The following is a 20,779-nucleotide window of genomic DNA, read 5'->3' as shown; positions in this document are numbered from 1 at the left end:
CATTCACGCAAGGGAAATATACACACGTTAGTTTCCCCGTTCTTTGATGATAATTATACTGCTGTTTGTATAAATAAACAAATATTAGGGAATTAAGCACTGTGCGCATTTTTTATGACGAGAGCAATGCGTGACGCATCAATGTGACGCGAAGGATTGGCATTTTTTCGAAGGTGTAATAGAAACTCAATATTCCCACCGGTCCCAGTAATTGGAGAAACATCAAGACCGATTGGTTGCAAACCACTTTCTTCTGCAAAATTCAACACATCTTCAATGACACGTCGGTGTACATTTTTGTCCCGGACGATTCCTCGCTTACCGACTTCTTCTCTTCCTGCCTCAAATTGGGGTTTGACGAGAACAATGGCATCCGATTCATCTTCTATGATGCGCTGCATCGGTGGAAAGATGTGCTTTAATGAAATAAAAGAAACATCACACACGGCAAATTGGGGCGAGCCATGTGTGAAGTCTTCTTGATCCGCATATCGAAAATTCATTCTTTCCATAACCACGACCCGGTCGTCGGAACGAAGCTTCCAGTGCAATTGATTGTATCCCACATCAACGGCATATACTTGATTTGCGAGATGTTGCAAAGCGCAATCAGTAAAGCCACCAGTAGATGCACCTACATCAAGGACAACTTTTCCTTCAATCGACACGTTAAATACATCGAGTGCTTTATGCAGCTTCATGCCACCTCGGCTCACATAAGGACACTCTTGTCCCTTAACAAACAATGGCGTATCTCTGTCAATCTTTGTGCCCGGTTTATCAATTCGCTCACGTTCGGTATGAACAAGCCCTGCCATTATCGCTCGTCTTGCTTTTTCTCGTGTTTCACTAAGTCCTTGCTCGACGAGCAAAATGTCAACGCGTTCTTTCTTACCATTCATATTGGTTACGCTCTTTTCTTTTTACTCGGAACGATTTCTTTAACGGTGTTAGCTACTTCGGTTGCGGTTAAACCTAACTCTTCGTAAATCAAGTCAACGCTACCGTGCTCAATGTAACGATCTGGAATTCCCATTCGCTTCACTTGCATAGACGCAATGCCACGGTCGTGCAGGAATTCAAGAACCGCACTACCGAAACCACCTTGTAAAGCAGCTTCTTCCAACGTTAAAATCGGGCGGTTTTCCTCTCCTAATTGCACGAGCAACTCTTCGTCAAGTGGTTTTACCGAGTTCGCATTCACAACCCGAGCGGATACGCCCGTTTTTTGAAGTTGTTCAGCCGCACTCTTTGCAATTGGAAGCATCGTACCAAAAGTCAAGATCGTTACATCCGAACCTTCTTGTTCAATGTTCCATTTGCCGACTGGCACTGCTTGTAAGTCTTCGTCCATCGTGACACCATAGCCATTGCCACGAGGATAACGAACAGCCATCGGTCCGTCATCATTTTTGTAGGCTGTATATATCATATGCTGAAGTTCATTTTCGTCTTTTGGCATCAAAATCTTCATGTTCGGCAAGTGCCTCATGTAATTGATGTCAAACACACCTTGATGTGTTTCCCCATCACCACCAACAAGACCTGAGCGATCAATCCCGAAAACAACGTTTAGATTTTGACGGCAAACGTCGTGTACAAGCTGATCATAACCACGTTGTAAAAACGTTGAATACACACCGAATACTGGCTTCATGCCTTCAGCTGCCAAACCTGCAGCCATCGTCGTTGCATGCTGTTCAGCAATACCAACATCATACATGCGATTCGGGAACTTTTTGGCAAACTTGTCCAATTTTGTTCCGCCTGGCATCGCGGCTGTAATCGCAACGACTCGTTCATCACGCTCGGCAATCTTAGCGACAGTATCACTGAAAACTGCACTATAAGCAGGAGGACCTGCTTTCTTTTTCATATCACCTGAGTCAATTGCATACGGTCCTGGTCCATGCCACGCACCACTTGCATCTTCCTCAGCAGGTTGATACCCTTTTCCTTTTTTCGTAATCACATGCAGCAATACCGGACCTTCAGTCCGTTTGGCATACATTAAGTTGTTATGAAGGTCATCAAAGTCATGACCATCAATAGGACCGTAGTACGTGAAGCCCATTTCTTCAAAGAACATCCCTTTACTAAGCAAGTATTTAAGGCTGTCCTTCATTCGCTCTGCCGTGGAGCTAAGCGGGCCACCGAGTGCTGGAATCTTCTTGATTACGTACTCCAAGTCTTCTTTTGCACGGCGATAACCACCTGTTGAACGCAAACGACCTAGCACGTTGTGAAGTGCACCCACATTAGGAGCAATCGACATTTCATTATCGTTTAAAATCACTGTTACATTCGTTTGCTCATGACCGATATGATTCAATGCTTCAAGCGCCATCCCACCTGTCAAAGCACCGTCGCCGATAATCGGCAACACGTGGTTGTTTTCAGATTTGAGATCTCTTGCAGCTGCCATACCCATCGCTGCTGATAACGATGTTGAGCTGTGTCCGGCTTCCCAAACATCATGCTCACTTTCGCTCATCTTCGGATAGCCACATAGACCTTGATACTGTTTGAGTGTATCAAAACGGTCTGCTCTTCCCGTCAGAATCTTGTGTACGTATGCTTGATGACCCACATCAAAGATCAACTTATCCTTTGGGCTATCGTACAACTTGTGGAGCATGAGCGTAAGCTCAACAACCCCTAAATTCGGGCCAAGATGTCCTCCTGTGACAGATAGCTTGGAAATGAGAAATGAACGTATCTCTTCTGCAAGTTGTGAGAGTTGCTTTTTTGAATAGCTTTTTAAAAATCCGGGATCTTGAATGGCTTCTAAGTCCATGCCTGATATCCCCACTTTCATTAAAAAAATGTGTTTTTCTTAGTATTTCCGATGGATGTAAATCCATGTGTGATCTTTATTGTACTTTCTATGTGAACAAAAAGCCAATAAAACAATTATCGATCTCGTTTTGCCACATACTGCAAGATGCTAAGTAGCGCAGATGAATCACAGCTTACCGTTCTTAGTGCATCGGCAGCCGTTTGAATATGCGCATCTAACTTGTTTTTCGCTTCACTTAATGTAAGCAAGCTAGGATACGTACTCTTTTGATTATCTGTGTCGCTTCCGACAGGCTTTCCGATAATCTCTGCGTCCCCTTCGACATCTAAAATATCGTCTTTAATTTGAAAAGCGAGACCTAAATTCTCCGCATAAATCTTTAAAGCGGCAATGTCCCCCTCAGGCGCTTCCCCTAAAATTCCACCAGCTTCAACGGCAAATTCTAGTAATGCTCCGGTTTTGTGACGATGAATCCATTCTAATTCTTCGAGACGAAGCGCGCGTTCTTCACCTTCAATATCAGCTACCTGACCACCGACCATCCCCCGAATCCCTGCAGATTCTGACATCCGCCGTGTAATGTGAACGATGTCTCGTGGGTGCATATCGTCTTCAGAAATGTCACTCACTAGTTGAAAGCTTTCTGTTAAAAGAGCGTCTCCAGCGAGAATGGCTAATGCTTCCCCATATACACGGTGATTGGTCGGTTTGCCACGCCGGTAATCATCGTTATCCATGCTTGGCAAATCATCATGGATAAGCGAATACGTGTGGATCATCTCCAATGCCGCCCCTAATTTATACGCGGAGCTTGTTACAGGTTTATAGCTTTGCGCTGCCATAATTAACAGCAACGGACGAATACGCTTCCCACCAGCGTTTAAGGAATAGAGCATCGCTTCTTTAATGCTTTCAGGACAAGAGGCACTTTCAATTTGAGAATGAATGACATTCATTAATGGGGGTACATGGCGCTCAATCATATCTTCTATTGTTTGATCCGTTTGCAAATTTAACCCTCCTCATGAAGGGAGAACGGTTCTGTCTCTCCATTTTCAAGCACAATTTTGTCCATTCTTTTCTCGACTTTTTGCAGCTGGTCATGGCATTGTTTTGATAGTGTCATACCTTCTTGGTACATATCAATCGCCTTCTCCAATGGCACATCACCTTCTTCAAGCTTAACAATAATCTCTTCGAGTGACTTCATCGCTTCTTCAAAGCTTTTAGCCTCTTCGGTGTCTACTTGCTCTATATTCTTTTCATTCGTCATCGATCGGTTCTCCTTTCAGCGCGAGGGACTGTTTTTCAGTTACCGTTTGTACCTCCGTCGTCACTTGGCCATCATGAAGGTGCAACGTCAGCGGTAAAGACGATTGGATATGTTTAATAGAGGATACAAGTTGCTCCCCTTGGTACGCCACGTTATACCCTCTGCGTAACGTATTGAGTGGGTTCAAGATCTCTAGCTTACTAAGCCGAGTCTCAAAAGCTGTTGATTGCTTTTGAAATACCTCTTTCATGCTGCGTTGCAATCGTTCTTGCAGCAGTTGGCGCTCTGAATGTTTTTCTTTGAGCATCACACCTGGGTGCATACGCTCCAGCCGGTGTGAAACGTCAACGTATGATTGTTTTTTGTCTCCAATGTAGCGCTTCATAAACCGGTGCAAATACTCAAGGTTGCGATCAAGTTCTTGTTCCTTTTGTGTGACGAGCTGTGCGGGATATTTGAAGGCATACGATTGCCTAAGTTGTTTTAATTTAACTTGTCGCTGGCGCAGCAGTTGTTTACTTGCTACAGTTAGCCGCTTTTGAATGGATATGAACTTGTCCGTCCACTCTTTCATTGAAGGTACGGCAAGTTCAGCTGCAGCAGTTGGTGTGGCAGCTCGAACATCCGCTACAAAATCGTGAAGTGTGACGTCCGTTTCATGGCCAACCGCTGATATGATCGGTGTTGTAAGCATCGCTGTTGTTCGGACGACCTGTTCGTCATTAAACGCCCAAAGTTCTTCAATTGAACCACCACCGCGCCCTGCAATTAAGACGTCTAACCCTGCCACATCCGCTCGTTTGAGCGCGTTTACAATCGATGGGACCGCCTCAGGTCCTTGTACAGCAACTGGATACAGATGAATTGCTGCTTGGGGATACCTTCTCGTGATAGTCGTGTAGATGTCTCGAATGACAGCCCCTGTTTGCGACGTGACCACGCCAACTCGTTTCGGAAAGCTCGGCAAAGGCTTCTTTCGCTCATTGGCAAACAAACCTTCGGTTTCAAGCTTCTTTTTTAGTTGTTCATAAGCTAAATACAACTGCCCTAAGCCATCGGGTTCCATGCTTCGTACGTACAACTGGTATTGCCCATACGGCTCATAAACTGAAATATTCCCTTGTACGAGTACTTTCATACCATTTTCTGGATGAAAACGGAGGGCGCGATTATTACCAGCAAACATAACTGCTGAAATTCGCGCCCGATCATCTTTTAATGTGAAATACATATGCCCACGGCTATGATGCTTAAAATTAGAAATTTCGCCATAAAGCATGACATGATTCATTTGTTCGTGCTGTTCGATAATTCTTTTTAGTTCTTTCGTAACTTGTGTTACAGAAAGATAGGAATGATTAGCTTCCACTCGCCATCATTCCTCTCGCAGCTTCTACTGTGTTATGCAAAAGCATCGTAATTGTCATCGGTCCAACTCCACCAGGTACTGGCGTAATCCAACCAGCAATGTCTTTCACTTCGTCAAACTGTACATCTCCAGTGAGCTTCCCGTTCGCCATACGGTTCACACCAACATCAATAACAACAGCCCCTGGTTTAATCGCTTCTGGGCCTAACATACGTTCTTTACCGACTGCTGCAATCAACAAATCGGCTTCTCTTGTAATACTCGCCATGTCTTTCGTTTTTGAATGACATACCGTTACCGTCGCATTTTCATTTAAAAGCAATTGACTAAGCGGCTTACCGACGAGATTACTCCGCCCAACGACAACCGCGTGTTTGCCTTCAATGTCTATGCCAGTCGTTTTTAACATCTCAATAATTCCCAAAGGGGTGCAAGGAGTGAAACCCAACTCACCTAACATTAAGCGTCCGACGTTATTCGGATGAAAGCCATCCACATCTTTCTCTGGTGATATTTTGTTAATTACCCGTGTTTCTGTAATGTGGTCAGGCAACGGAAGTTGCACGAGAATCCCATGAACGGACGGATCGTCATTAAGTTCTTGAATCTCATGTAAAAGTTCAGCCTCGGTTATCGTCGTCGCTCTTCGCCTTACTTCGGAATGGATCCCCGCTTCTCTACAAGCCTTTTCCTTCCCTTTTACATAGCTATGAGAAGCGGGGTCATCTCCGATTAGAATGACTGCAAGGCTAGGATTCACACCGGTTTCTTTCAACCGGCTTGCCTCGATAGCAATTTGGCGACGCTTCTCTTTGGCAATCTCTTTACCATCAATGATGCTCGCTGTCATTGTTCTCCCCCACTTCCTCGGCGTAGCCTTTTAACACATTCGAGAGGACGCCATTTACAAACTTACCCGCCTCATCCTCACCAAATGCTTTAGCTGTATTAATCGCTTCGTTTAATGTGACATGAGGTGGAATCTCATCGTAGTGCAGAAGTTCGTATACGGCAAGGCGTAGTACAGCAACATCGACATTGTTTAATCTTTCCATTGTCCAATGTTCCAGCTGTTCCTCAATCCGAGCATCAATGCTTGTTTTATGTTCAACAATCCCAGGCAATACGCGAAGTAAATATTCGTCGCTCTCCTCATGCTCATCTAAAGCAAATTGCAAGGCTTCTTGCCAATGTACACCTGTCATTTCAACCTGAAATAGAGCTTGTACTGCCCTAATTCGCGCCCATCTTCGATTCATGCTTAACTCCTTTTCCTATCACGGCGCTTGTAGCGCTCCTTATTCAGATATTCGCTCTGCGCTCGCAAGCTCCAACGTCGTCTCTTCTTCTTTTTCAAAATGAATGCCAACAACATGTACGTGAATGCCATCCAAGGAGATCGCGGTCATCGTTTCCAATGCTTGTTGAATGTTTTTTTGCACTTGCATTCCAATTTCAGGTACAGAAACTCCGTAATATGCAACCACAGACACCTCAATCGTAACCCCGTTCTCACCGAGTTCAACTTTGACACCTTTTCCGTGATTTTTCTTACCGAAACGCTCTGCAACATCGTTTGCAAAGTTCCCACGAAGTGCAGAAACACCCTCAATTTCTGCTGCAGCAAGTCCAGCAATAACTTCAATAACTTCTGGGGAGATCTCCACACGGCCAAGGTCGTTCTCTTGTTCTTCTAAGTCTAACAATTGATATTCATTCATCGTGATCCCTCCTGAATTCTATTCTTGTTCGTTCGCTTGTTCTTCATTAGCTTGCTCAGCTTTTAACTGCTCTTCCCGTAACCGCTCCATACGGTAATGTCTGAAAACCGGGTATTCAGATAGGTTGTCGGGAATCTTACGATTTTCCAAAAGAATAATTTTCACGATGGACTTGTTTCTCGCCATATGATAACTCTCATCGTATTCGTTTTCTTGTGTGTAGCGTTTCAAGCTATCATAATCTTCCTCTTGAATCGATACAGGATGCGGATTTTCTTCTGTTGCTTCTTCTTGATAACCCACTTCAAACTCTACGATTTGAATATTGTCGTTTTTAAGGTTTCTCGTTTGTTCCAATACGGCTTTAGCGCCTTCTGTTAAATGATTCCATTCCATGAAGTGACATCTCCTAACTTCATTCCATTACATTGTTTTGTCATCAGTTGATTATATCATGTAAAAAATGCGATTTCACCTCTTAGCTTGGGATCCTTTGTTTTTTTGAATTATACATCATTTGTTAACGTCGATGAAATGATGTCAACATAGAAATCATTGAAGGCTAAGGGCTTACGAGTAATGTGAACGACCGTATGTATACAGAAAGCATTTAATCTTTTGTGAAAATAATGTTGGGGAGTGAATAGACCGTCAACATTTACGATTTGCCTTACGCTCAGCGTGAGAAATTCATTGGACACCAGAATGTAGAGTTTGCTTTGGAATTTCTTACGATTTGTCGGTTATAACAAATATGTCTTCATGTCGCTTTCGCGTATTGTGTTATACCGAGTGGGCAAGGCATGGATCGCATATTGTGCGCTAGTCTACACTTTCTGCAGTCAAGTTTGCTCTTTTTAGCGTTCATTTCGTAAAACTTGCGTGTAGTTCATTCGAAACCTAACATCTTACGAGATGTCGGACCCAGTGGTGGCCGAACCGAAATCGGTCTTGGTTCGGCGCGGCTCGCGCCGACAGAATTTTGGATTTTCAAATCGAGCTTCGAGACAAGGCGTGCGGGTCAATCTTCATAAGGTTGTGAGAAAGAACATGAACGTCGATTAGGAACTATATTGTCGTTCATGTTCTATAAAATACTGAATCTAATTCCATAAACGGATGTTTGGAACGAGATGCCGATCAATTGGAAGTAGAACGAGGCAAAACGGCCACACATGAGCGAATCTGATTCCAATCGCTGATCTTTGGAACCAGTTCTTTCGTTTCACGATCACAACTCGTCAGCGCAGAAAACACAGACCACATTGTAAGTTCCCTTTCTCCGAATGAGCGGATCGGTGGAACATGACGCGTTGCAAATAATCATGAATCTCTCATAGAACTGACGATAGGTAATTTGTATTTTCAACAAGCAAAAGTACTCGTATATATCATCCAATTTTCCTTTGCAGCCCGCTCCCCATCACCCATGCTGGGCACCGAGCAAGGTGTTGGGCTGAAATCTTATCATAGAACGAACAATGATAAGATTTTTAGCTAGATAAGTTGAACGCAAGAAATTCATTGAATCGGATGACCGAGATGGGTCTTTGCGGGTGAGTGCTTGACTATTGTCTGCTGAAATTCACCTCGTTGCCGATCGTTGTTCGTCACTGCAAGGGTTGGGGACAACACGAAAAACGTTTGCCAAAGGGTGAAAAGTCGTGACCGAGGCTCACCACCTGGCACAAGCATGTGATGGCCGGTCACATATGTGACAATCCAGCCCTCAAACCGGGCACTTTCGGCACGCAACTGTCACAAATCGCAATATTTGTGACAGTTGACACCGTTTATGTGCGCATTCACATTTCAAATCATGATTTTTCTTTCTCAAGTGTCACATAAATGAATATATGGGGCATTTGGACTTCTTTCCACACACCGTAGCCAGGAGGCAAAAACGTGAACCGATGTTGCACTTATAGTCTGGACTGCATAGAAAACACAGCACCAGATGTTTCGCCACCGAAGTTACCCTTGTAGTTAGGGCAGCAAAGTAGACATCGCGAGCACAATCAGAGCGGGGTGCGAGAGCTGATGTCGTCCTTTTGCTCTGGATTGGAAAGAAAACACTCCACCGATGTTGCCCTTCTAGTGTGGATCGCATGCATCCGCATGTCATGGAATTCTAGCACTGACAAGACAAACGCAGAAGATCTATCGTCCATCCTTTATAGCATTTGCACTGCTCCTTTCGTCTTCACCTATAAGAAAAACGCAAAAAGAAAACCCGGTGAATGTTTTCACCGGGTCGCATGCTATTCATCAATATGATATGAAACGGCTACTGCTCGGTTTCCGATCTGCTCGTGAGCAATTCGGTTGATTTCCACAACTTCCGTTTTTGAAAGTTCTTCTGTTTTTACGAAAATGCGTACTTCATCGTTATCGGTCATAACGAGTACATCTTCGTATCCTTGTGATGCAATTCTTTGTTCGAGTGTCGATTCACTTTCTGTTAACGTTTTTAGTTGTTCATTTTGCTCATGCGCTTCATTTTTTTCTTCAGCAGATGCATCACTTGATGCAATCGTATTTGTGTTCTCTTCACGCGCTTCACTTCTTAGTTCCTCGCGCTCAATTCTAAGTGCGCTGAACGTTTCACTACCACTCAACCCTGCGGCCACATCAATGCTGTCGGTCTCTTCATTTTCTTCACCGTCACCTGCTTCTGGGTCCTCCTCATCTGATCCTTCAACTTCACCGTTCCATTCTTCAACGACAACCGCTTGATCTGGGTTTTCCTCTAAATATTGCTCCCAAAGTTCCCCTTCAAAATCTTCTAATGACTCATGATCGTTAATTAACGCAGCTTCTTGTGTCGTTGGGCTATCGGGTCCGAAGAAATAGACACCGAGTACCGCTACCAAACTTAACATTGTTAACAGCCATACTGTTTGCTTTTTCAAAACCAAATCACTCATCCTCTCCCATTTGTTTTGGTAATACTGACACCCGATGTGCATCCACATCTAACGTTCTAGTGACAGCTTCAATGACCCATTCTTTTCTTTGCATACTCTCGACGCCATTGGCGACGACGAGCACACCGGATACATCTGGCTTCTCCATACGGATGAGTAGCGGTTCTTCACCACTCCCCTGCTGAACGAGCACGAGTGTCTCTTCTTGCGTGCCCTCATCTAATGTCCGGTTCCCACCCTCAGTATCTGCCTCATCTGTTGTTTGTTGCCGTATGCTACGGTCTTTTTCGTACACTTTGCTTTCTGTTTCTTTGACGTTCACGACGACCTCAACATTAGACAAACCATCAATCTTCTCTAGCGTTTCTGCCAACTGATTTGAATACGCTTGTTCAATCACTTGAAAGTCAGAAGAAGTGTTACTTACAGATGATTCTTCTTCGTTTTCTTGGTCACCATTTACAAACACCGGCTCTTCTGACTGTTCGCCAACCATTGAACCGCCGTCATCGTCTGTACCGAAATTCCCGATTAACATGAGAAGCACACCTACGAAGAAAAGTCCTGCAATATAATACCACCGAAAGCGTCTAGGACCGTCGCTCTTTGGAAGAAAATTGCTAAAGGGGTTTTTATTTTCAGCCATTCGCATCTTCCTCCTCCATACGAATGTGTATGGAGCTCTCTTCCACTTGCCATACTTGTGCAAGACGGACCCTTACTGCATCCAACGAGACCGGATGATCACTTTGCTGTCTTGACTCTGTTGTATTTACAACCACTTCTCTAACCGGCTCCACTGTCGTATTTGTTTGTTCATCCCCTGCCTCCACCAACAAGACGTTAATCCCTCCCGACTCAGAATGTGAATTTTCATCGACAGAAATTCCACTAAACGAGAGCTGAAACTCTTCCTTTAGCATCTGTTCTGCTTCACTGCCTAGACGAGCAGCTACTTGTTCTGAGATATATGCATCATGAGTGGCTTGTATTTCTCTTTTTTGATCATTTATTTTATTTTCCATCTCATCTGCCCCTTCACGAACGTTAAAATTGTCAAGATCAAACCATTCCGATGGATCGGTATGAATGAAATCAAACACTGGTTGTAAGATCAACACCGTCATCATCAGCCCAAGCACGAGATCTGCGTAACGCTTCATTGTCGATGTTGGTAATAGGAGCTCCAAAATAATGGCTAGGAGCAAAAAAACAACCAACGTCGTAATCCAATCATTAAAATACTCCACCGAGTTCACCTCACCATGAGTGCTAGATTTCCTGCTGATATGATGATTGTAATCGCTAAGAAAAACATTAAGCAGACGACAGAAACCGCAGCAAACATAAACATGACTGTTCGTGCAAAGAGGCTCATGACTTCTCCGAGCGCCCCCCCACCTAGCGGTTGCATAATGGCAGAAACAATTTGGAACGTAAGCGCAAGTACTAGAATTTTTAACGCCGGGAATACAGTAATCACAAACAAGATGAACAAGCCTGCGATGCCGACAGTATTCTTCAAAAGAAGTGAAGCACCGATAACGGTATCAGTAGCATCGGTAAACATCCGACCGACAACAGGCACAAAGTTACCGGCAATGTATTTAGCTGTCCGTAACGTCACCCCATCACTAATCGCTGACGTTGCACCTTGGACGGATATAACCGCCAAAAAGATCGTTAAAAATGCGCCGAGCGTTCCCATTGCAACATTTCGTATTAAGGTTGCTAGCCTCGTCAATTGGAATTTCTCGCTCATAGAGCTTGCTACGCTTACGATGGCAGAGATGAATAGTAATGGGAGAACAAATCGTTCAATTAAGAGCCCGCTCGTGTTGACGAGGACAATAATTAACGGGTGAAACAGTGCAGCCGTTGTTGTTGCGCCTGTAATGGCTAAAAGTGCGAGTACCATAGGCAAAAGCGCAATCATGAAATGAACCATATTCGCCACTGCTTCTTGGGCATAGCTCATCGCAATGTAAAAACTATTCATACTAATGACAATCAACACCGTAAATGTGACACTGTATGCTACCTTACTTACCGCCGCATGCTCAAATGCGTTTTGTAATGCCTTTAGCACCATACTAAATACAGCAAGAAGAATGAGTGTACCGAGCAAATTAACATTCGCTGTTAGTTCATGAAACAAGAAATTTAACAGTGCCCGTCCCCACTCCGTTGGACTAAACTGCTGATCTCCATCCAAAAAGTCTGTAAATGATCCTTTTTGACTTTCGGGGAGAAAAGATTCATAATCTCGACGGATATCTTCCCAAAACTGTTCAATTTCTGTAAAACCAAGCCGATCTAACTGCTCGTCCATCTGTTCTTCGATCAAGTCCGAAACATCTTCTTCACCGATGCTCTCGTCTTCAATCGGCAGTCTGGGATCAAGGTTTGGGTCATCATCAAGAGCAACGGCTTCTATGGAGAATGCGAGTAGAACGACGATACCGACCACGCATGAAATGAATGCTTTCATTACGATCCCTCTTTCAGCCTGGAATCAAGGAAATGACGGTTTCAATGAGTACATTGAAAATGGGTATGGCCATCACGACAATTAATACCTTCCCAGCTAGTTCAATTTTTTGCGCGATGGAGCCTTGGTCAGCGTCTCGCGCAATTTGCGCCCCAAACTCTGCAATGTATGCAATGCCAATGATTTTGAGCATCGTCTGCAAATACACCATGTTAATGTGTGCATGGTTTGCCAAAGTTTCGACGAGTTGAAACGCCATGACAATATAATCTAACAAAAATAAGAAAATCATGGCTCCGACAAATAGTGTGAGCAAAAAAGCGAACGCTGGCTTTTGTTCTTTTAGAATCATCGCTAAAAAGGCTGAGATTAGACCAAAGCCGACAATCTGAATCATGTCGATCGACATGTGATTATCCTATATACAAAAATACGCTGCGTATTTTTGTGAACAAGTCATCGACGATGGTTGCTACCATATACAACACGACGATAAACCCGATGAGTGTCACCCAATGTGCCCAATCTTCTTTCCCCATCTGTTTTAGTACGGTGTGAATCATAGCGACGACAATGCCAATACCAGCGATTTGAAAAATGGTATCTACGTCATACCCCACCGTCATCCCTCCTTTTTGTGTTAGATCATCACGATGATTGCAAGCAGTCCTCCCAAAAATCCGAGCGACTTTGCCATGCGTTCATATTTTTGCTGTTCTTCTCTAGCGTCAATTTCTTCTGCTTTTAGATGAGCGAGTGTTAATTGAATATATTTTTGCTGTTCAAACCGGCCGTGTTGTCCTAACGTTTGCCCAAATTGAAGCAGCGCTTCCTTCTCTTTTTCTTTCATTGATGTTTCCGCCCAATGTTTGTTTAAGCTCTCTTCCCAAGCGGTTTTTGCTTCAATATCCCCCGCTGTTAGACGAGCGGAAAATTCGGAAAAAATGCGAGCTACTGGTTTTGACAACGTGGCTGAAAGTTTCGTTGTCACATCTTTTAATGGTGTGTGGCCAAACATCACTTCCGCTTCAAACATTTGCAAAGCGGTCGTTAATTCCCGAATTTGCTTTGACCGAAGCGTCAGTCTACGTGACCATTCAAACCCGCCGACGGTCATCGATATGAGCACGACGAGCGCTCCAATCCAACGCACGATGGATCTCCTTTCCTGAGTAGTACGTCCCGCGCTTATCGTGATCAAGCATAATCACTCCATCAAACAATCCTCGAACGAAAATGTCACGGTCGTACAAATTCTCAAACGTCTTGGCATGAGCCGTGCACAAAATGGAGACCCCTGCACGTATGGCTTCCTTTATGGCCACTTTATCGGTGTTACTCCCGATTTCATCGACAATGATAAGGTCTGGACTCATCGACCGTACGAGCATCATCATCCCTTCAGCTTTCGGGCAGCGATCGAGCACGTCGGTCCGCTCGCCAATATCAAATTGCGGCACCCCTTCAAACGATGCTGCGATTTCAGAGCGCTCATCAACAATTGCGACTTTACTCGGTGGGATTTGTTTCGCTTTCCAACCGTCACTCGCTACTTTCGCTACGTCTCTGAGCAGCGTCGTTTTTCCTGACTGAGGGGGGCCGGCAATGAGAATGTTGTTCCACCCATGATGAAATAAGTGATCTACATAGGGCTCGCATACACCGTGGATTGACCGGCTGATGCGAATGTTGAAGGAACGAATATGTTTGAGCGTTTTCACTTTTCCCGCTTCAACGACTGCTTCGCCTCCTAATCCAACGCGATGACCACCCTTTAACGTAATGTATCCATGCTTTAGCTCCTCTTCAAATGCATACACTGAATGTTGGCTAAGCTGATTGATCACATACACCGCATCGTCAGAACTAAATAAGAAATCGTCCAACAGCTTCCGGCCTCGTCTCGTAACGAGTTCAATTTTTCGTCCTGGTCTAAAACGAATTTCTTCAACCTGTTCTTTTGTTAATTCGTATTCAACGGATGAGCGTGCTTCGTGCGGGACGAGTGATAAAATCGAATCTCGATTGAATGGCACGTGTTCCGAGAAGCTATTCATCAGACATCAACTCCATTCAAACTTGCAAACTTTTGCTAACACCCTTTGCTTGTACACTCTATTCTCAAATCAAAGATTTAGAACAATTCACCACGGGAACCTCTTCAATTGTCGAAACAGGTCGTGAAATTAATGTAAATTCAATCATGCGAACAATTGAATTGACACACTTTTCCATCAGATGTTAATTTTTAATCAACCTTTATGTTCATTATCTTTTAAAGGAGTGATTTGCAATGAGTTATGAGCGTGTCCTTTTATGTATAGACGGTGAGGAAACTCCTTCAAACGACGCTTACAAGCATGCGATTCGATTTGCCCGCCAAAATAATGCCATACTGTATTTATGCACGGTAATTAACCCTAAACCTTATGGTACGTTGGCTCGTTTTGACCGTTTTGTCGTCGATAAAGTAAAAAAGGCAGCACAAATAAAACTCGAGCAGTTCTTGCTCCATACTCAAGCGGAAGGTGTTTCTTCTCAAACGATACTCGAAACTGGTGTGCCTTCTATAAAGATTAGTAAGCAAATTGTGCCTGCATATAATATTGATTTAATTGTTGCTGGTGCAACTGGCGGGACGAAGCTTGAAAAAGCTCTTCAAGGGAGTGTGACCAGTGCCATTATTAAAAAAGCGAAATGCGATGTTTTTGTCGTCCGAACAGAGGAACGAGAAAGAGCAAGCGTATAAGACAGATACGGATCCCGTGCTTATCTTCTTGGATTTTCATGAGGAGGCTCTATCTTGCGTAACAAAGGGGGCAAACATTGCCGAGGCTGAGGGAAGAGACATTGTTCTACTTCATGGTATTGATATGAGAAAATACACGGTTGTGGAACGAAACGATCCAACACTTCGCTCACAGATCATTTCTGAACGTACAGAATGGTTAAGAAAATTCGAGCACCAACTTCGGCAGAACGGCCACCATGTGCGGGCGACTGATTTGACGTTTAAAGATCCACGTAAAATCATTTCTGCACGGTATGCGCCTTTCATCGTTGTTGCGTTAAAACGGATGCATCGTTCTGCGAAAATTCAAAAGTCACTGAGCGACATTCTCATTGAGCATCCGCCAAGTGATATGCTTATCGTCCATGCTCAACGCTCCTAACAGAGGAGCCTTGTCTTTCAAAAAAAGTGCGCCAGGATTATCACTCATCCTGACGCACTTTTTGCTATGCTCTTGATACGTATTCACCTTTTCTTGTATCAATAACGAGCTGGTCGCCCTCATTAATAAAGAACGGTACGTTCACTTTAAAGCCTGTTTCAAGAGTAGCTGGCTTGTGACCTCCAGAAGCCGTGTCTCCTTTAATACCTGGATCTGTTTCAGACACTTCAAGTTCTACTGTGTTCGGAAGCTCCACGCCAAGTGTTTCTGTGCCATACGTAATCATATGCACTTCCATGTTTTCTTTAAGGAAATTCAACTCGTATTTGATTTGGTCAGTCGGGAGCTCCATCTGGTCAAATGACTCCATATTCATAAATGCATGCTCGTTACCATTGGAATATAAATACTGCATTTTGTTTCGTTCGATATGCGCTTTGTTTACTTTTTCTCCACCGCGAAACGTCTTTTCTTGGATGCTTCCCGTCCGAAGGCTTCTCAGCTTTGAACGTACAAATGCCGCACCTTTTCCAGGTTTTACATGTTGGAACTCAAGAACTGTCCAAATATCGTTATCTACTTCAATTGTTAGCCCTGTGCGAAAATCATTTACTGAAATCACGAATAAGAACCACCTTTATTATAATTATTTACCGATATGACGAAGCGATTTATCCGAGGTTGTCAGTCGCTCATTGCCATCTGCTGTAATGACAATATCATCTTCAATTCTTACGCCACCTACACCTGGCAAATATACGCCAGGCTCGACAGTCACAACCATACCCGGTTTAAGTACGACGTTGCCTTTCGGGGATACACCTGGACCTTCGTGCACTTCCATACCCAGCCCATGGCCTAATCCGTGGCCAAATTTCCCTTCGTAACCCTTACTGTAAATATAATCACGACAAATCTGGTCTGCTTCTTTACCTGTCATTCCTGGTTTAATTTGCTCTACCGCAAGAAGCTGGGCTTCCAAAACGGTTTCGTACACTTTTTTCATTTCGTCCGTCGGTTGCCCAACAGCAACCGTTCTCGTTATATCTGAGCAATACCCTTTGTAGTAGGCGCCAAAGTCCATCGTCACAAGTTCGCCCTCTTCGATGACTTTGTCACTTGCCACACCGTGAGGTAAAGCGCCCCGTGAACCAGAAGCGACAATGATATCAAATGAGGAACTATCTGCTCCTAGACGTCTCATTGTAAATTCTAATCGATCTCTTACTTCTGTTTCTTTCATTCCCGGTTTTATGTAGTCAACAATATCAAAAAATGCTTGGTCAGCAATTTCTGCTGCTTCTTTCATAATTGAAAGCTCTTTCTCATCTTTGAACATGCGAAGCGATTCCACAAGCCCAGCGACAGGGGTGAGCGGTATGCCCGCATCCTTATACACTTCATATTTTTCAAAAGTCGTATACGATTTTTCAAAACCAACAGAAGTTATGCCGTGCTCTTCAACTAATGCTTTGAGCTCATTACTGATTGACCCTTTATGCTCAACAATTGTATAGCCTTCGCACTGATTCTTTGCTTGTTCTACGTAGCGAAAATCGGTAATAAAGTACGCTTGATCCGATGTAATAAATATCACACCCGCACTCCCTGTGAACCCTGATAAATACCGACGATTTGCATCACTCTCTACAATGAGTGCATCAATCTTTTCAACTGTAAATTGATTTCGAATTCCTTCTAAACGCTTCATGCCAATTCCTCCTCACCTAAACAATCATCGCCTCTATCTTAGCATAAGTCGTTAAGTGCTTGCCATTAAGTTCCTGTATACTTCTCCATCTCATACTCATAAGAAATGGAATAACCAATGAATAACCCATAACAGACAAACAACGATAATGTGCTCACAATCGTAATCCCACTCAAATCAGGCACCGAATCTAGCCCGATAAACAAAGGATTACTAATGTAAAAAATAATGACCCAAAGTAGAGCCCCAAACCCTACTCCTGCCCACATGCTCGTAATCTTTGCGAACACATATCTGTAAAAAAACGCCACCCCAATGGACAGAATTGCTAATAGAGAAATTGCGATCCATTGTCCGGTCGCTTCTTCACTCCAACTTCCAAGCGTCCACGCCTTCCATAACAAATTCGGTCCAACGTCCGTAAAATTAAAAAAGTAAGCCACGTACCAAATGATCCCCCAAAAAAGGCCGCCGACGAAACCTGTAATCAGTACCTTTAAACCTAAAGGCAAATCTTGATTCGCCTTTTTGGATTCGTTTTTCTCATCACTCATGAATATCACCTCCTTCCTATTATGGTTTTTGCGCAGTAAATCATTCTTACGGAACGAAAAAAACGTCTGCTTATGGAGGTTCATGGACACATGATGTAGAATAGTCATGAAGTGCAATCGAACTTTTTGAGAAAGTAAGGTGTCAGCATGAGTGAGGAAACAAAGGAAACCGAACAGGCTCAAAAGCCTGCCTATGGCGGACAAGCGCTAATTGAAGGCGTCATGTTTGCAGGAAAAGAAACGACGGTCAGTGCGATCCGCAGAAAAAACGGGGAAATTGAATACTTCGAGAACCTAAAAAAACCTAAACCCGTATTACAAAAACTAAAAAAGATTCCATTTGTACGAGGCAGTATTGCCTTAATTGAAGCTGCAGCGCTCGGCAGTAAACATATGAATTTTGCTTCAGACCGTTACGATGTTCATCCTGATGATGATAAAGATATCGTTCCAGAAGAAGAGCGTTCAAAGATTGCGGCAACGATTGGTGTGGCAGCGGTGAGCGTCGTGGCCTTTATCATCGGGACCATTATCTTTACGCTCGTTCCTGTATTTCTAGCAGAAACTCTTTCAGGACCGTTTCCTGGACATGTGGCACAAAACTTGCTCGAAGGAATCTTTAAAACCATCATTCTTGTCGGCTATGTGTATTTAATCTCACTCACGCCGCTCATTAAACGTGTGTTCCAATATCACGGGGCGGAACATAAAGTAATTAACGCTTATGAAGCCAACCGCTCATTAACGGTTCAAAACGTGCAAGAATATTCTCGCCTTCACTATCGTTGTGGAAGTAGCTTTATGCTCTTTACAGTCATTATCGGGGTCATGATCTATTTGCTCATTCCTTTTGATAACCTGTTTGAACGAATTGTTCACCGACTATTGCTCATTCCTGTCGTTCTCGGTGTTTCTTACGAAGTGTTGCAAGCTACAAATAAATTACGGAATATCCCTGTGTTAAAATGGTTAGGCTTACCTGGTCTTTGGTTACAATTATTAACGACAAAACAACCAAAAGACGATCAAGTCGAAGTGTCGATCCGTTCGTTTGAAAAGATGCTAGAACGCGAGGATGAAATTCACAAAGAGAAGATAGACGAACGTCTTGTGTAATGAATGGGAGGCAATGCGTTGAGAACAATTTTTCGAAATCCATTTGTTTTAGGGATCGTACTTCTAGCGATTGTAGGTCTAGTGAGCCAATTGTTCACAAACCCTAGCGGTCTCATGCTCACATTTCTTCTGATGGCTCTGTTTGCCTTTTTGTTTTATTTTATTTTTACTCGCTTTGTTTCCAAAAGAACTCGAGTTGATCCTCAGTATAAACGGGCGCTCAAACAAGATCGAGAGCGGCGTAAATCAACAGCAGTAAAAAATAAAGATCAGGTGAGTGTAAAGAAAAAACGGAACGCTAACAATTTAAAAGTCATCCAAGGAAACAAAAAAAATGCGCGACGATAGACGTCACGCAACCGGTTACCTGCTCCATGTTTTCAAAAAATCCATTGTCGTATGAAACCCAAGTTCAATCAGTTCTGCACGATCAGCATCGGATAACGAGAAACTTGTCGTTTTCACCTTTTCTACAGGAATAAAAACGACATTATCGCCATGACCAGCGTCAACAAAACGTGAGTCATGGCTTTTTTGCATCGTCTCAAAGATGGAACCATACAATTCCAATGCGTTATTAATGTGTTTGTACTCTCCTTCGTGTGGCTCTGGATTCAATTGAAAGCCGAGCAATGGCCGTTTTGATCGATGCCTCCGGAATAGCCACATCGGGAAGTTACTCAAGATCCCCCCATCAACAATTAACGACGACGATCCATTTTTATCAAATAACTTCACAGGTTGAAAGAAAAATGGCAAGCTACAGCTCATACGCACGGCTCTTGCTACAGGGAAAGAGTCCGGGATTAACCCGTAGTTTGAGAGGTCATCTGGGAGCACGAGCATTCGCTTTCTCGTAATATCTGCTGCCACCAACCGAAGTGAGTGATCAGGAAGATCCGCAAACGTCCGTACCCCTTTTGCCTCTAGCTTTTCGCTTAACCACTCCTCAAGTTTGTTTCCTTTATATAAACCTAATCCCCAATAGACGCCTACCCACTTTAGGAGATGAGGAAATGTTCTTGCCCAAGCTGTTGGATCTAAAAACATGTCTAATTCAATGTCTTCGAACATTTTTTTTATCTCTTTGCTTGTATATCCTGAAGCAATAAGACTACCCATAATTGCACCCGCACTTGTTCCAGCAATGCGAGAGAATTGGAAGTTTTTCTTTTCCATTGCTTCCAGTGTACCAATAAATGCGAAGGCTTTTGCTCCGCCGCCGGCAAAAACTCCGTCGATCAGCATCGGTCACACCTTCCTCTCCACATCTCTACACTATGCAAAAAATGCTCGGATTGCGTGTTGTCCTTTGGAAAAGGCAGGAGAAAAATCCATCACGATACTAGGCAGAGGAGATCATTTACGGGCACGCTAATTTGAAGGAGGAATGATTGATGGAATTGTATAAAGCGGGAGAGACATTATATGTGATTCACCGTAATCCCCACACACAAGATGTCGCGAACATTCGAGAAGCAACGGTCGTAAACGACCCAGACGCAAAAAGCGCCCAATCCATCTTTCTGATGGATGAGTTTTATCCACTCACAGAAGAGCTGGCGGTGTTCAATAGCTACGAGGAAGCCGAAGAGGCTTACGCCTATTACTTTGAAACAGATCCTGAACCCTACTAGAGGTGAC

At 43.7% G+C, this 20,779-nt stretch carries 26 protein-coding genes; 5 read left to right on the top strand and 21 right to left on the bottom strand.

Annotated elements, in window-relative coordinates:
- Window positions 1-92 precede the first annotated feature (92 nt).
- From ACE1TF_RS11890 to spoIIIAA, 17 genes are all read right to left on the bottom strand, one after another.
- Complete coding sequence (locus ACE1TF_RS11890) at window positions 93-902, bottom strand: TlyA family RNA methyltransferase (RefSeq protein ID WP_042399392.1); 810 nt, start codon at window positions 900-902, stop codon at window positions 93-95.
- Window positions 903-907: 5 nt separating this feature from the next.
- The gene (gene dxs / locus ACE1TF_RS11885) at window positions 908-2,797 is read right to left on the bottom strand and encodes a 1-deoxy-D-xylulose-5-phosphate synthase (protein WP_375016967.1); all 1,890 of its coding nucleotides are present in this window, start codon (window positions 2,795-2,797) and stop codon (window positions 908-910) included.
- Between the two features lie 116 nt (window positions 2,798-2,913).
- The gene (locus tag ACE1TF_RS11880) at window positions 2,914-3,792 is read right to left on the bottom strand and encodes a polyprenyl synthetase family protein (RefSeq protein ID WP_375017451.1); all 879 of its coding nucleotides are present in this window, start codon (window positions 3,790-3,792) and stop codon (window positions 2,914-2,916) included.
- 20 nt (window positions 3,793-3,812) lie between these two features.
- A complete protein-coding gene (gene xseB / locus ACE1TF_RS11875; RefSeq protein ID WP_375016965.1) occupies window positions 3,813-4,073 on the bottom strand; it encodes an exodeoxyribonuclease VII small subunit in 261 nt (86 codons plus the stop codon).
- Window positions 4,063-5,442 carry an exodeoxyribonuclease VII large subunit gene (gene xseA / locus ACE1TF_RS11870; RefSeq protein ID WP_375016962.1) on the bottom strand — a complete coding sequence of 460 codons (1,380 nt, stop codon included), beginning with the start codon at window positions 5,440-5,442 and terminating at the stop codon, window positions 4,063-4,065. Before xseA ends, xseB begins: the two co-directional genes overlap by 11 nt.
- Window positions 5,432-6,292 (bottom strand): bifunctional methylenetetrahydrofolate dehydrogenase/methenyltetrahydrofolate cyclohydrolase FolD, encoded by an 861-nt coding sequence (gene folD, locus ACE1TF_RS11865; protein ID WP_375016959.1) that lies wholly within the window; start codon window positions 6,290-6,292, stop codon window positions 5,432-5,434. Before folD ends, xseA begins: the two co-directional genes overlap by 11 nt.
- Complete coding sequence (gene nusB / locus ACE1TF_RS11860; protein ID WP_375016957.1) at window positions 6,273-6,701, bottom strand: transcription antitermination factor NusB; 429 nt, start codon at window positions 6,699-6,701, stop codon at window positions 6,273-6,275. Before nusB ends, folD begins: the two co-directional genes overlap by 20 nt.
- A gap of 39 nt (window positions 6,702-6,740) precedes the next feature.
- Entirely contained in the window at window positions 6,741-7,163 is a 423-nt protein-coding gene (locus tag ACE1TF_RS11855) for an Asp23/Gls24 family envelope stress response protein (RefSeq protein ID WP_042399398.1), read from the bottom strand.
- An 18-nt stretch (window positions 7,164-7,181) separates the two neighbouring features.
- Window positions 7,182-7,559 (bottom strand): hypothetical protein, encoded by a 378-nt coding sequence (locus ACE1TF_RS11850; protein ID WP_042399401.1) that lies wholly within the window; start codon window positions 7,557-7,559, stop codon window positions 7,182-7,184.
- Window positions 7,560-9,424: 1,865 nt separating this feature from the next.
- Window positions 9,425-10,075 carry a SpoIIIAH-like family protein gene (locus tag ACE1TF_RS11845; RefSeq protein WP_193744691.1) on the bottom strand — a complete coding sequence of 217 codons (651 nt, stop codon included), beginning with the start codon at window positions 10,073-10,075 and terminating at the stop codon, window positions 9,425-9,427.
- A 7-nt stretch (window positions 10,076-10,082) separates the two neighbouring features.
- Window positions 10,083-10,736 carry a stage III sporulation protein AG gene (spoIIIAG, locus tag ACE1TF_RS11840; RefSeq protein WP_042399406.1) on the bottom strand — a complete coding sequence of 218 codons (654 nt, stop codon included), beginning with the start codon at window positions 10,734-10,736 and terminating at the stop codon, window positions 10,083-10,085.
- A complete protein-coding gene (gene spoIIIAF, locus ACE1TF_RS11835; RefSeq protein ID WP_375016953.1) occupies window positions 10,729-11,340 on the bottom strand; it encodes a stage III sporulation protein AF in 612 nt (203 codons plus the stop codon). Before spoIIIAF ends, spoIIIAG begins: the two co-directional genes overlap by 8 nt.
- A gap of 5 nt (window positions 11,341-11,345) precedes the next feature.
- Window positions 11,346-12,581 carry a stage III sporulation protein AE gene (gene spoIIIAE / locus ACE1TF_RS11830; RefSeq protein ID WP_375016951.1) on the bottom strand — a complete coding sequence of 412 codons (1,236 nt, stop codon included), beginning with the start codon at window positions 12,579-12,581 and terminating at the stop codon, window positions 11,346-11,348.
- Between the two features lie 13 nt (window positions 12,582-12,594).
- Window positions 12,595-12,990 carry a stage III sporulation protein AD gene (gene spoIIIAD / locus ACE1TF_RS11825; protein ID WP_375016949.1) on the bottom strand — a complete coding sequence of 132 codons (396 nt, stop codon included), beginning with the start codon at window positions 12,988-12,990 and terminating at the stop codon, window positions 12,595-12,597.
- 4 nt (window positions 12,991-12,994) lie between these two features.
- Window positions 12,995-13,201: a stage III sporulation protein AC gene (gene spoIIIAC / locus ACE1TF_RS11820; RefSeq protein WP_152550189.1), complete on the bottom strand. Its 207-nt coding sequence runs from the start codon at window positions 13,199-13,201 to the stop codon at window positions 12,995-12,997.
- Between the two features lie 20 nt (window positions 13,202-13,221).
- Entirely contained in the window at window positions 13,222-13,734 is a 513-nt protein-coding gene (spoIIIAB, locus tag ACE1TF_RS11815) for a stage III sporulation protein SpoIIIAB (protein WP_375016946.1), read from the bottom strand.
- A complete protein-coding gene (gene spoIIIAA / locus ACE1TF_RS11810) occupies window positions 13,679-14,638 on the bottom strand; it encodes a stage III sporulation protein AA (protein ID WP_375016943.1) in 960 nt (319 codons plus the stop codon). Before spoIIIAA ends, spoIIIAB begins: the two co-directional genes overlap by 56 nt.
- A gap of 236 nt (window positions 14,639-14,874) precedes the next feature.
- Between spoIIIAA and ACE1TF_RS11805 the strand changes: the two genes are divergently transcribed.
- Both ACE1TF_RS11805 and ACE1TF_RS11800 read left to right on the top strand, forming a co-directional pair.
- Window positions 14,875-15,330 (top strand): universal stress protein, encoded by a 456-nt coding sequence (locus ACE1TF_RS11805; protein ID WP_375016941.1) that lies wholly within the window; start codon window positions 14,875-14,877, stop codon window positions 15,328-15,330.
- Entirely contained in the window at window positions 15,257-15,754 is a 498-nt protein-coding gene (locus ACE1TF_RS11800; RefSeq protein ID WP_375016939.1) for a universal stress protein, read from the top strand. The genes ACE1TF_RS11805 and ACE1TF_RS11800 overlap by 74 nt, the downstream gene beginning before the upstream one ends.
- A 64-nt stretch (window positions 15,755-15,818) precedes the next feature.
- Here the strand turns inward: ACE1TF_RS11800 and efp are convergent, their stop codons facing one another.
- The 3 genes from efp to ACE1TF_RS11785 form a co-directional block, all read right to left on the bottom strand.
- Complete coding sequence (efp, locus tag ACE1TF_RS11795) at window positions 15,819-16,376, bottom strand: elongation factor P (protein ID WP_042399427.1); 558 nt, start codon at window positions 16,374-16,376, stop codon at window positions 15,819-15,821.
- 24 nt (window positions 16,377-16,400) lie between these two features.
- Window positions 16,401-17,465: a M24 family metallopeptidase gene (locus ACE1TF_RS11790; protein WP_375016936.1), complete on the bottom strand. Its 1,065-nt coding sequence runs from the start codon at window positions 17,463-17,465 to the stop codon at window positions 16,401-16,403.
- A 65-nt stretch (window positions 17,466-17,530) separates the two neighbouring features.
- Window positions 17,531-18,019 (bottom strand): YqhR family membrane protein, encoded by a 489-nt coding sequence (locus ACE1TF_RS11785; protein ID WP_375016934.1) that lies wholly within the window; start codon window positions 18,017-18,019, stop codon window positions 17,531-17,533.
- Between the two features lie 147 nt (window positions 18,020-18,166).
- Between ACE1TF_RS11785 and ACE1TF_RS11780 the strand changes: the two genes are divergently transcribed.
- Together ACE1TF_RS11780 and ACE1TF_RS11775 are read left to right on the top strand one after the other, a co-directional pair.
- Window positions 18,167-19,135 carry a DUF1385 domain-containing protein gene (locus tag ACE1TF_RS11780; RefSeq protein ID WP_375016932.1) on the top strand — a complete coding sequence of 323 codons (969 nt, stop codon included), beginning with the start codon at window positions 18,167-18,169 and terminating at the stop codon, window positions 19,133-19,135.
- Window positions 19,136-19,153: 18 nt separating this feature from the next.
- Window positions 19,154-19,483 (top strand): SA1362 family protein, encoded by a 330-nt coding sequence (locus ACE1TF_RS11775; protein ID WP_152548981.1) that lies wholly within the window; start codon window positions 19,154-19,156, stop codon window positions 19,481-19,483.
- Window positions 19,484-19,498: 15 nt separating this feature from the next.
- On the opposite strand, the gene ACE1TF_RS11770 is transcribed toward ACE1TF_RS11775, so the two are convergent.
- A complete protein-coding gene (locus ACE1TF_RS11770) occupies window positions 19,499-20,383 on the bottom strand; it encodes a patatin-like phospholipase family protein (protein WP_375016930.1) in 885 nt (294 codons plus the stop codon).
- Between the two features lie 149 nt (window positions 20,384-20,532).
- Here ACE1TF_RS11770 and ACE1TF_RS11765 point away from each other — a divergent pair, with 149 nt between their 5' ends.
- Window positions 20,533-20,772 carry a transcriptional regulator SplA domain-containing protein gene (locus tag ACE1TF_RS11765; RefSeq protein ID WP_042399434.1) on the top strand — a complete coding sequence of 80 codons (240 nt, stop codon included), beginning with the start codon at window positions 20,533-20,535 and terminating at the stop codon, window positions 20,770-20,772.
- Window positions 20,773-20,779: the final 7 nt, after the last annotated feature.

Source organism: Geomicrobium sp. JSM 1781026 (genome assembly GCF_041949955.1).
GTDB lineage: Bacteria > Bacillota > Bacilli > Bacillales > Marinococcaceae > Geomicrobium_A.
This window is presented reverse-complemented; position numbering and strand designations above follow the sequence as displayed.

What these genes read in the sequence shown, in the direction of transcription:
- spoIIIAA (WP_375016943.1), bottom strand. Translation starts at nt 14,638, where the DNA reads ATGAATAGCTTCTCGGAACACGTGCCATTCAATCGAGATTCGATTTTA.
- spoIIIAD (WP_375016949.1), bottom strand. Translation starts at nt 12,990, where the DNA reads ATGTCGATCGACATGATTCAGATTGTCGGCTTTGGTCTAATCTCAGCC.
- ACE1TF_RS11770 (WP_375016930.1), bottom strand. Translation starts at nt 20,383, where the DNA reads ATGCTGATCGACGGAGTTTTTGCCGGCGGCGGAGCAAAAGCCTTCGCA.
- ACE1TF_RS11890 (WP_042399392.1), bottom strand. Translation starts at nt 902, where the DNA reads ATGAATGGTAAGAAAGAACGCGTTGACATTTTGCTCGTCGAGCAAGGA.
- ACE1TF_RS11785 (WP_375016934.1), bottom strand. Translation starts at nt 18,019, where the DNA reads ATGAGTGATGAGAAAAACGAATCCAAAAAGGCGAATCAAGATTTGCCT.
- ACE1TF_RS11855 (WP_042399398.1), bottom strand. Translation starts at nt 7,163, where the DNA reads ATGAATGAATATCAATTGTTAGACTTAGAAGAACAAGAGAACGACCTT.
- spoIIIAE (WP_375016951.1), bottom strand. Translation starts at nt 12,581, where the DNA reads ATGAAAGCATTCATTTCATGCGTGGTCGGTATCGTCGTTCTACTCGCA.
- ACE1TF_RS11790 (WP_375016936.1), bottom strand. Translation starts at nt 17,465, where the DNA reads ATGAAGCGTTTAGAAGGAATTCGAAATCAATTTACAGTTGAAAAGATT.
- nusB (WP_375016957.1), bottom strand. Translation starts at nt 6,701, where the DNA reads ATGAATCGAAGATGGGCGCGAATTAGGGCAGTACAAGCTCTATTTCAG.
- folD (WP_375016959.1), bottom strand. Translation starts at nt 6,292, where the DNA reads ATGACAGCGAGCATCATTGATGGTAAAGAGATTGCCAAAGAGAAGCGT.
- xseB (WP_375016965.1), bottom strand. Translation starts at nt 4,073, where the DNA reads ATGACGAATGAAAAGAATATAGAGCAAGTAGACACCGAAGAGGCTAAA.
- ACE1TF_RS11780 (WP_375016932.1), top strand. Translation starts at nt 18,167, where the DNA reads ATGAGTGAGGAAACAAAGGAAACCGAACAGGCTCAAAAGCCTGCCTAT.
- ACE1TF_RS11850 (WP_042399401.1), bottom strand. Translation starts at nt 7,559, where the DNA reads ATGGAATGGAATCATTTAACAGAAGGCGCTAAAGCCGTATTGGAACAA.
- spoIIIAG (WP_042399406.1), bottom strand. Translation starts at nt 10,736, where the DNA reads ATGGCTGAAAATAAAAACCCCTTTAGCAATTTTCTTCCAAAGAGCGAC.
- ACE1TF_RS11765 (WP_042399434.1), top strand. Translation starts at nt 20,533, where the DNA reads ATGGAATTGTATAAAGCGGGAGAGACATTATATGTGATTCACCGTAAT.
- dxs (WP_375016967.1), bottom strand. Translation starts at nt 2,797, where the DNA reads ATGGACTTAGAAGCCATTCAAGATCCCGGATTTTTAAAAAGCTATTCA.
- ACE1TF_RS11805 (WP_375016941.1), top strand. Translation starts at nt 14,875, where the DNA reads ATGAGTTATGAGCGTGTCCTTTTATGTATAGACGGTGAGGAAACTCCT.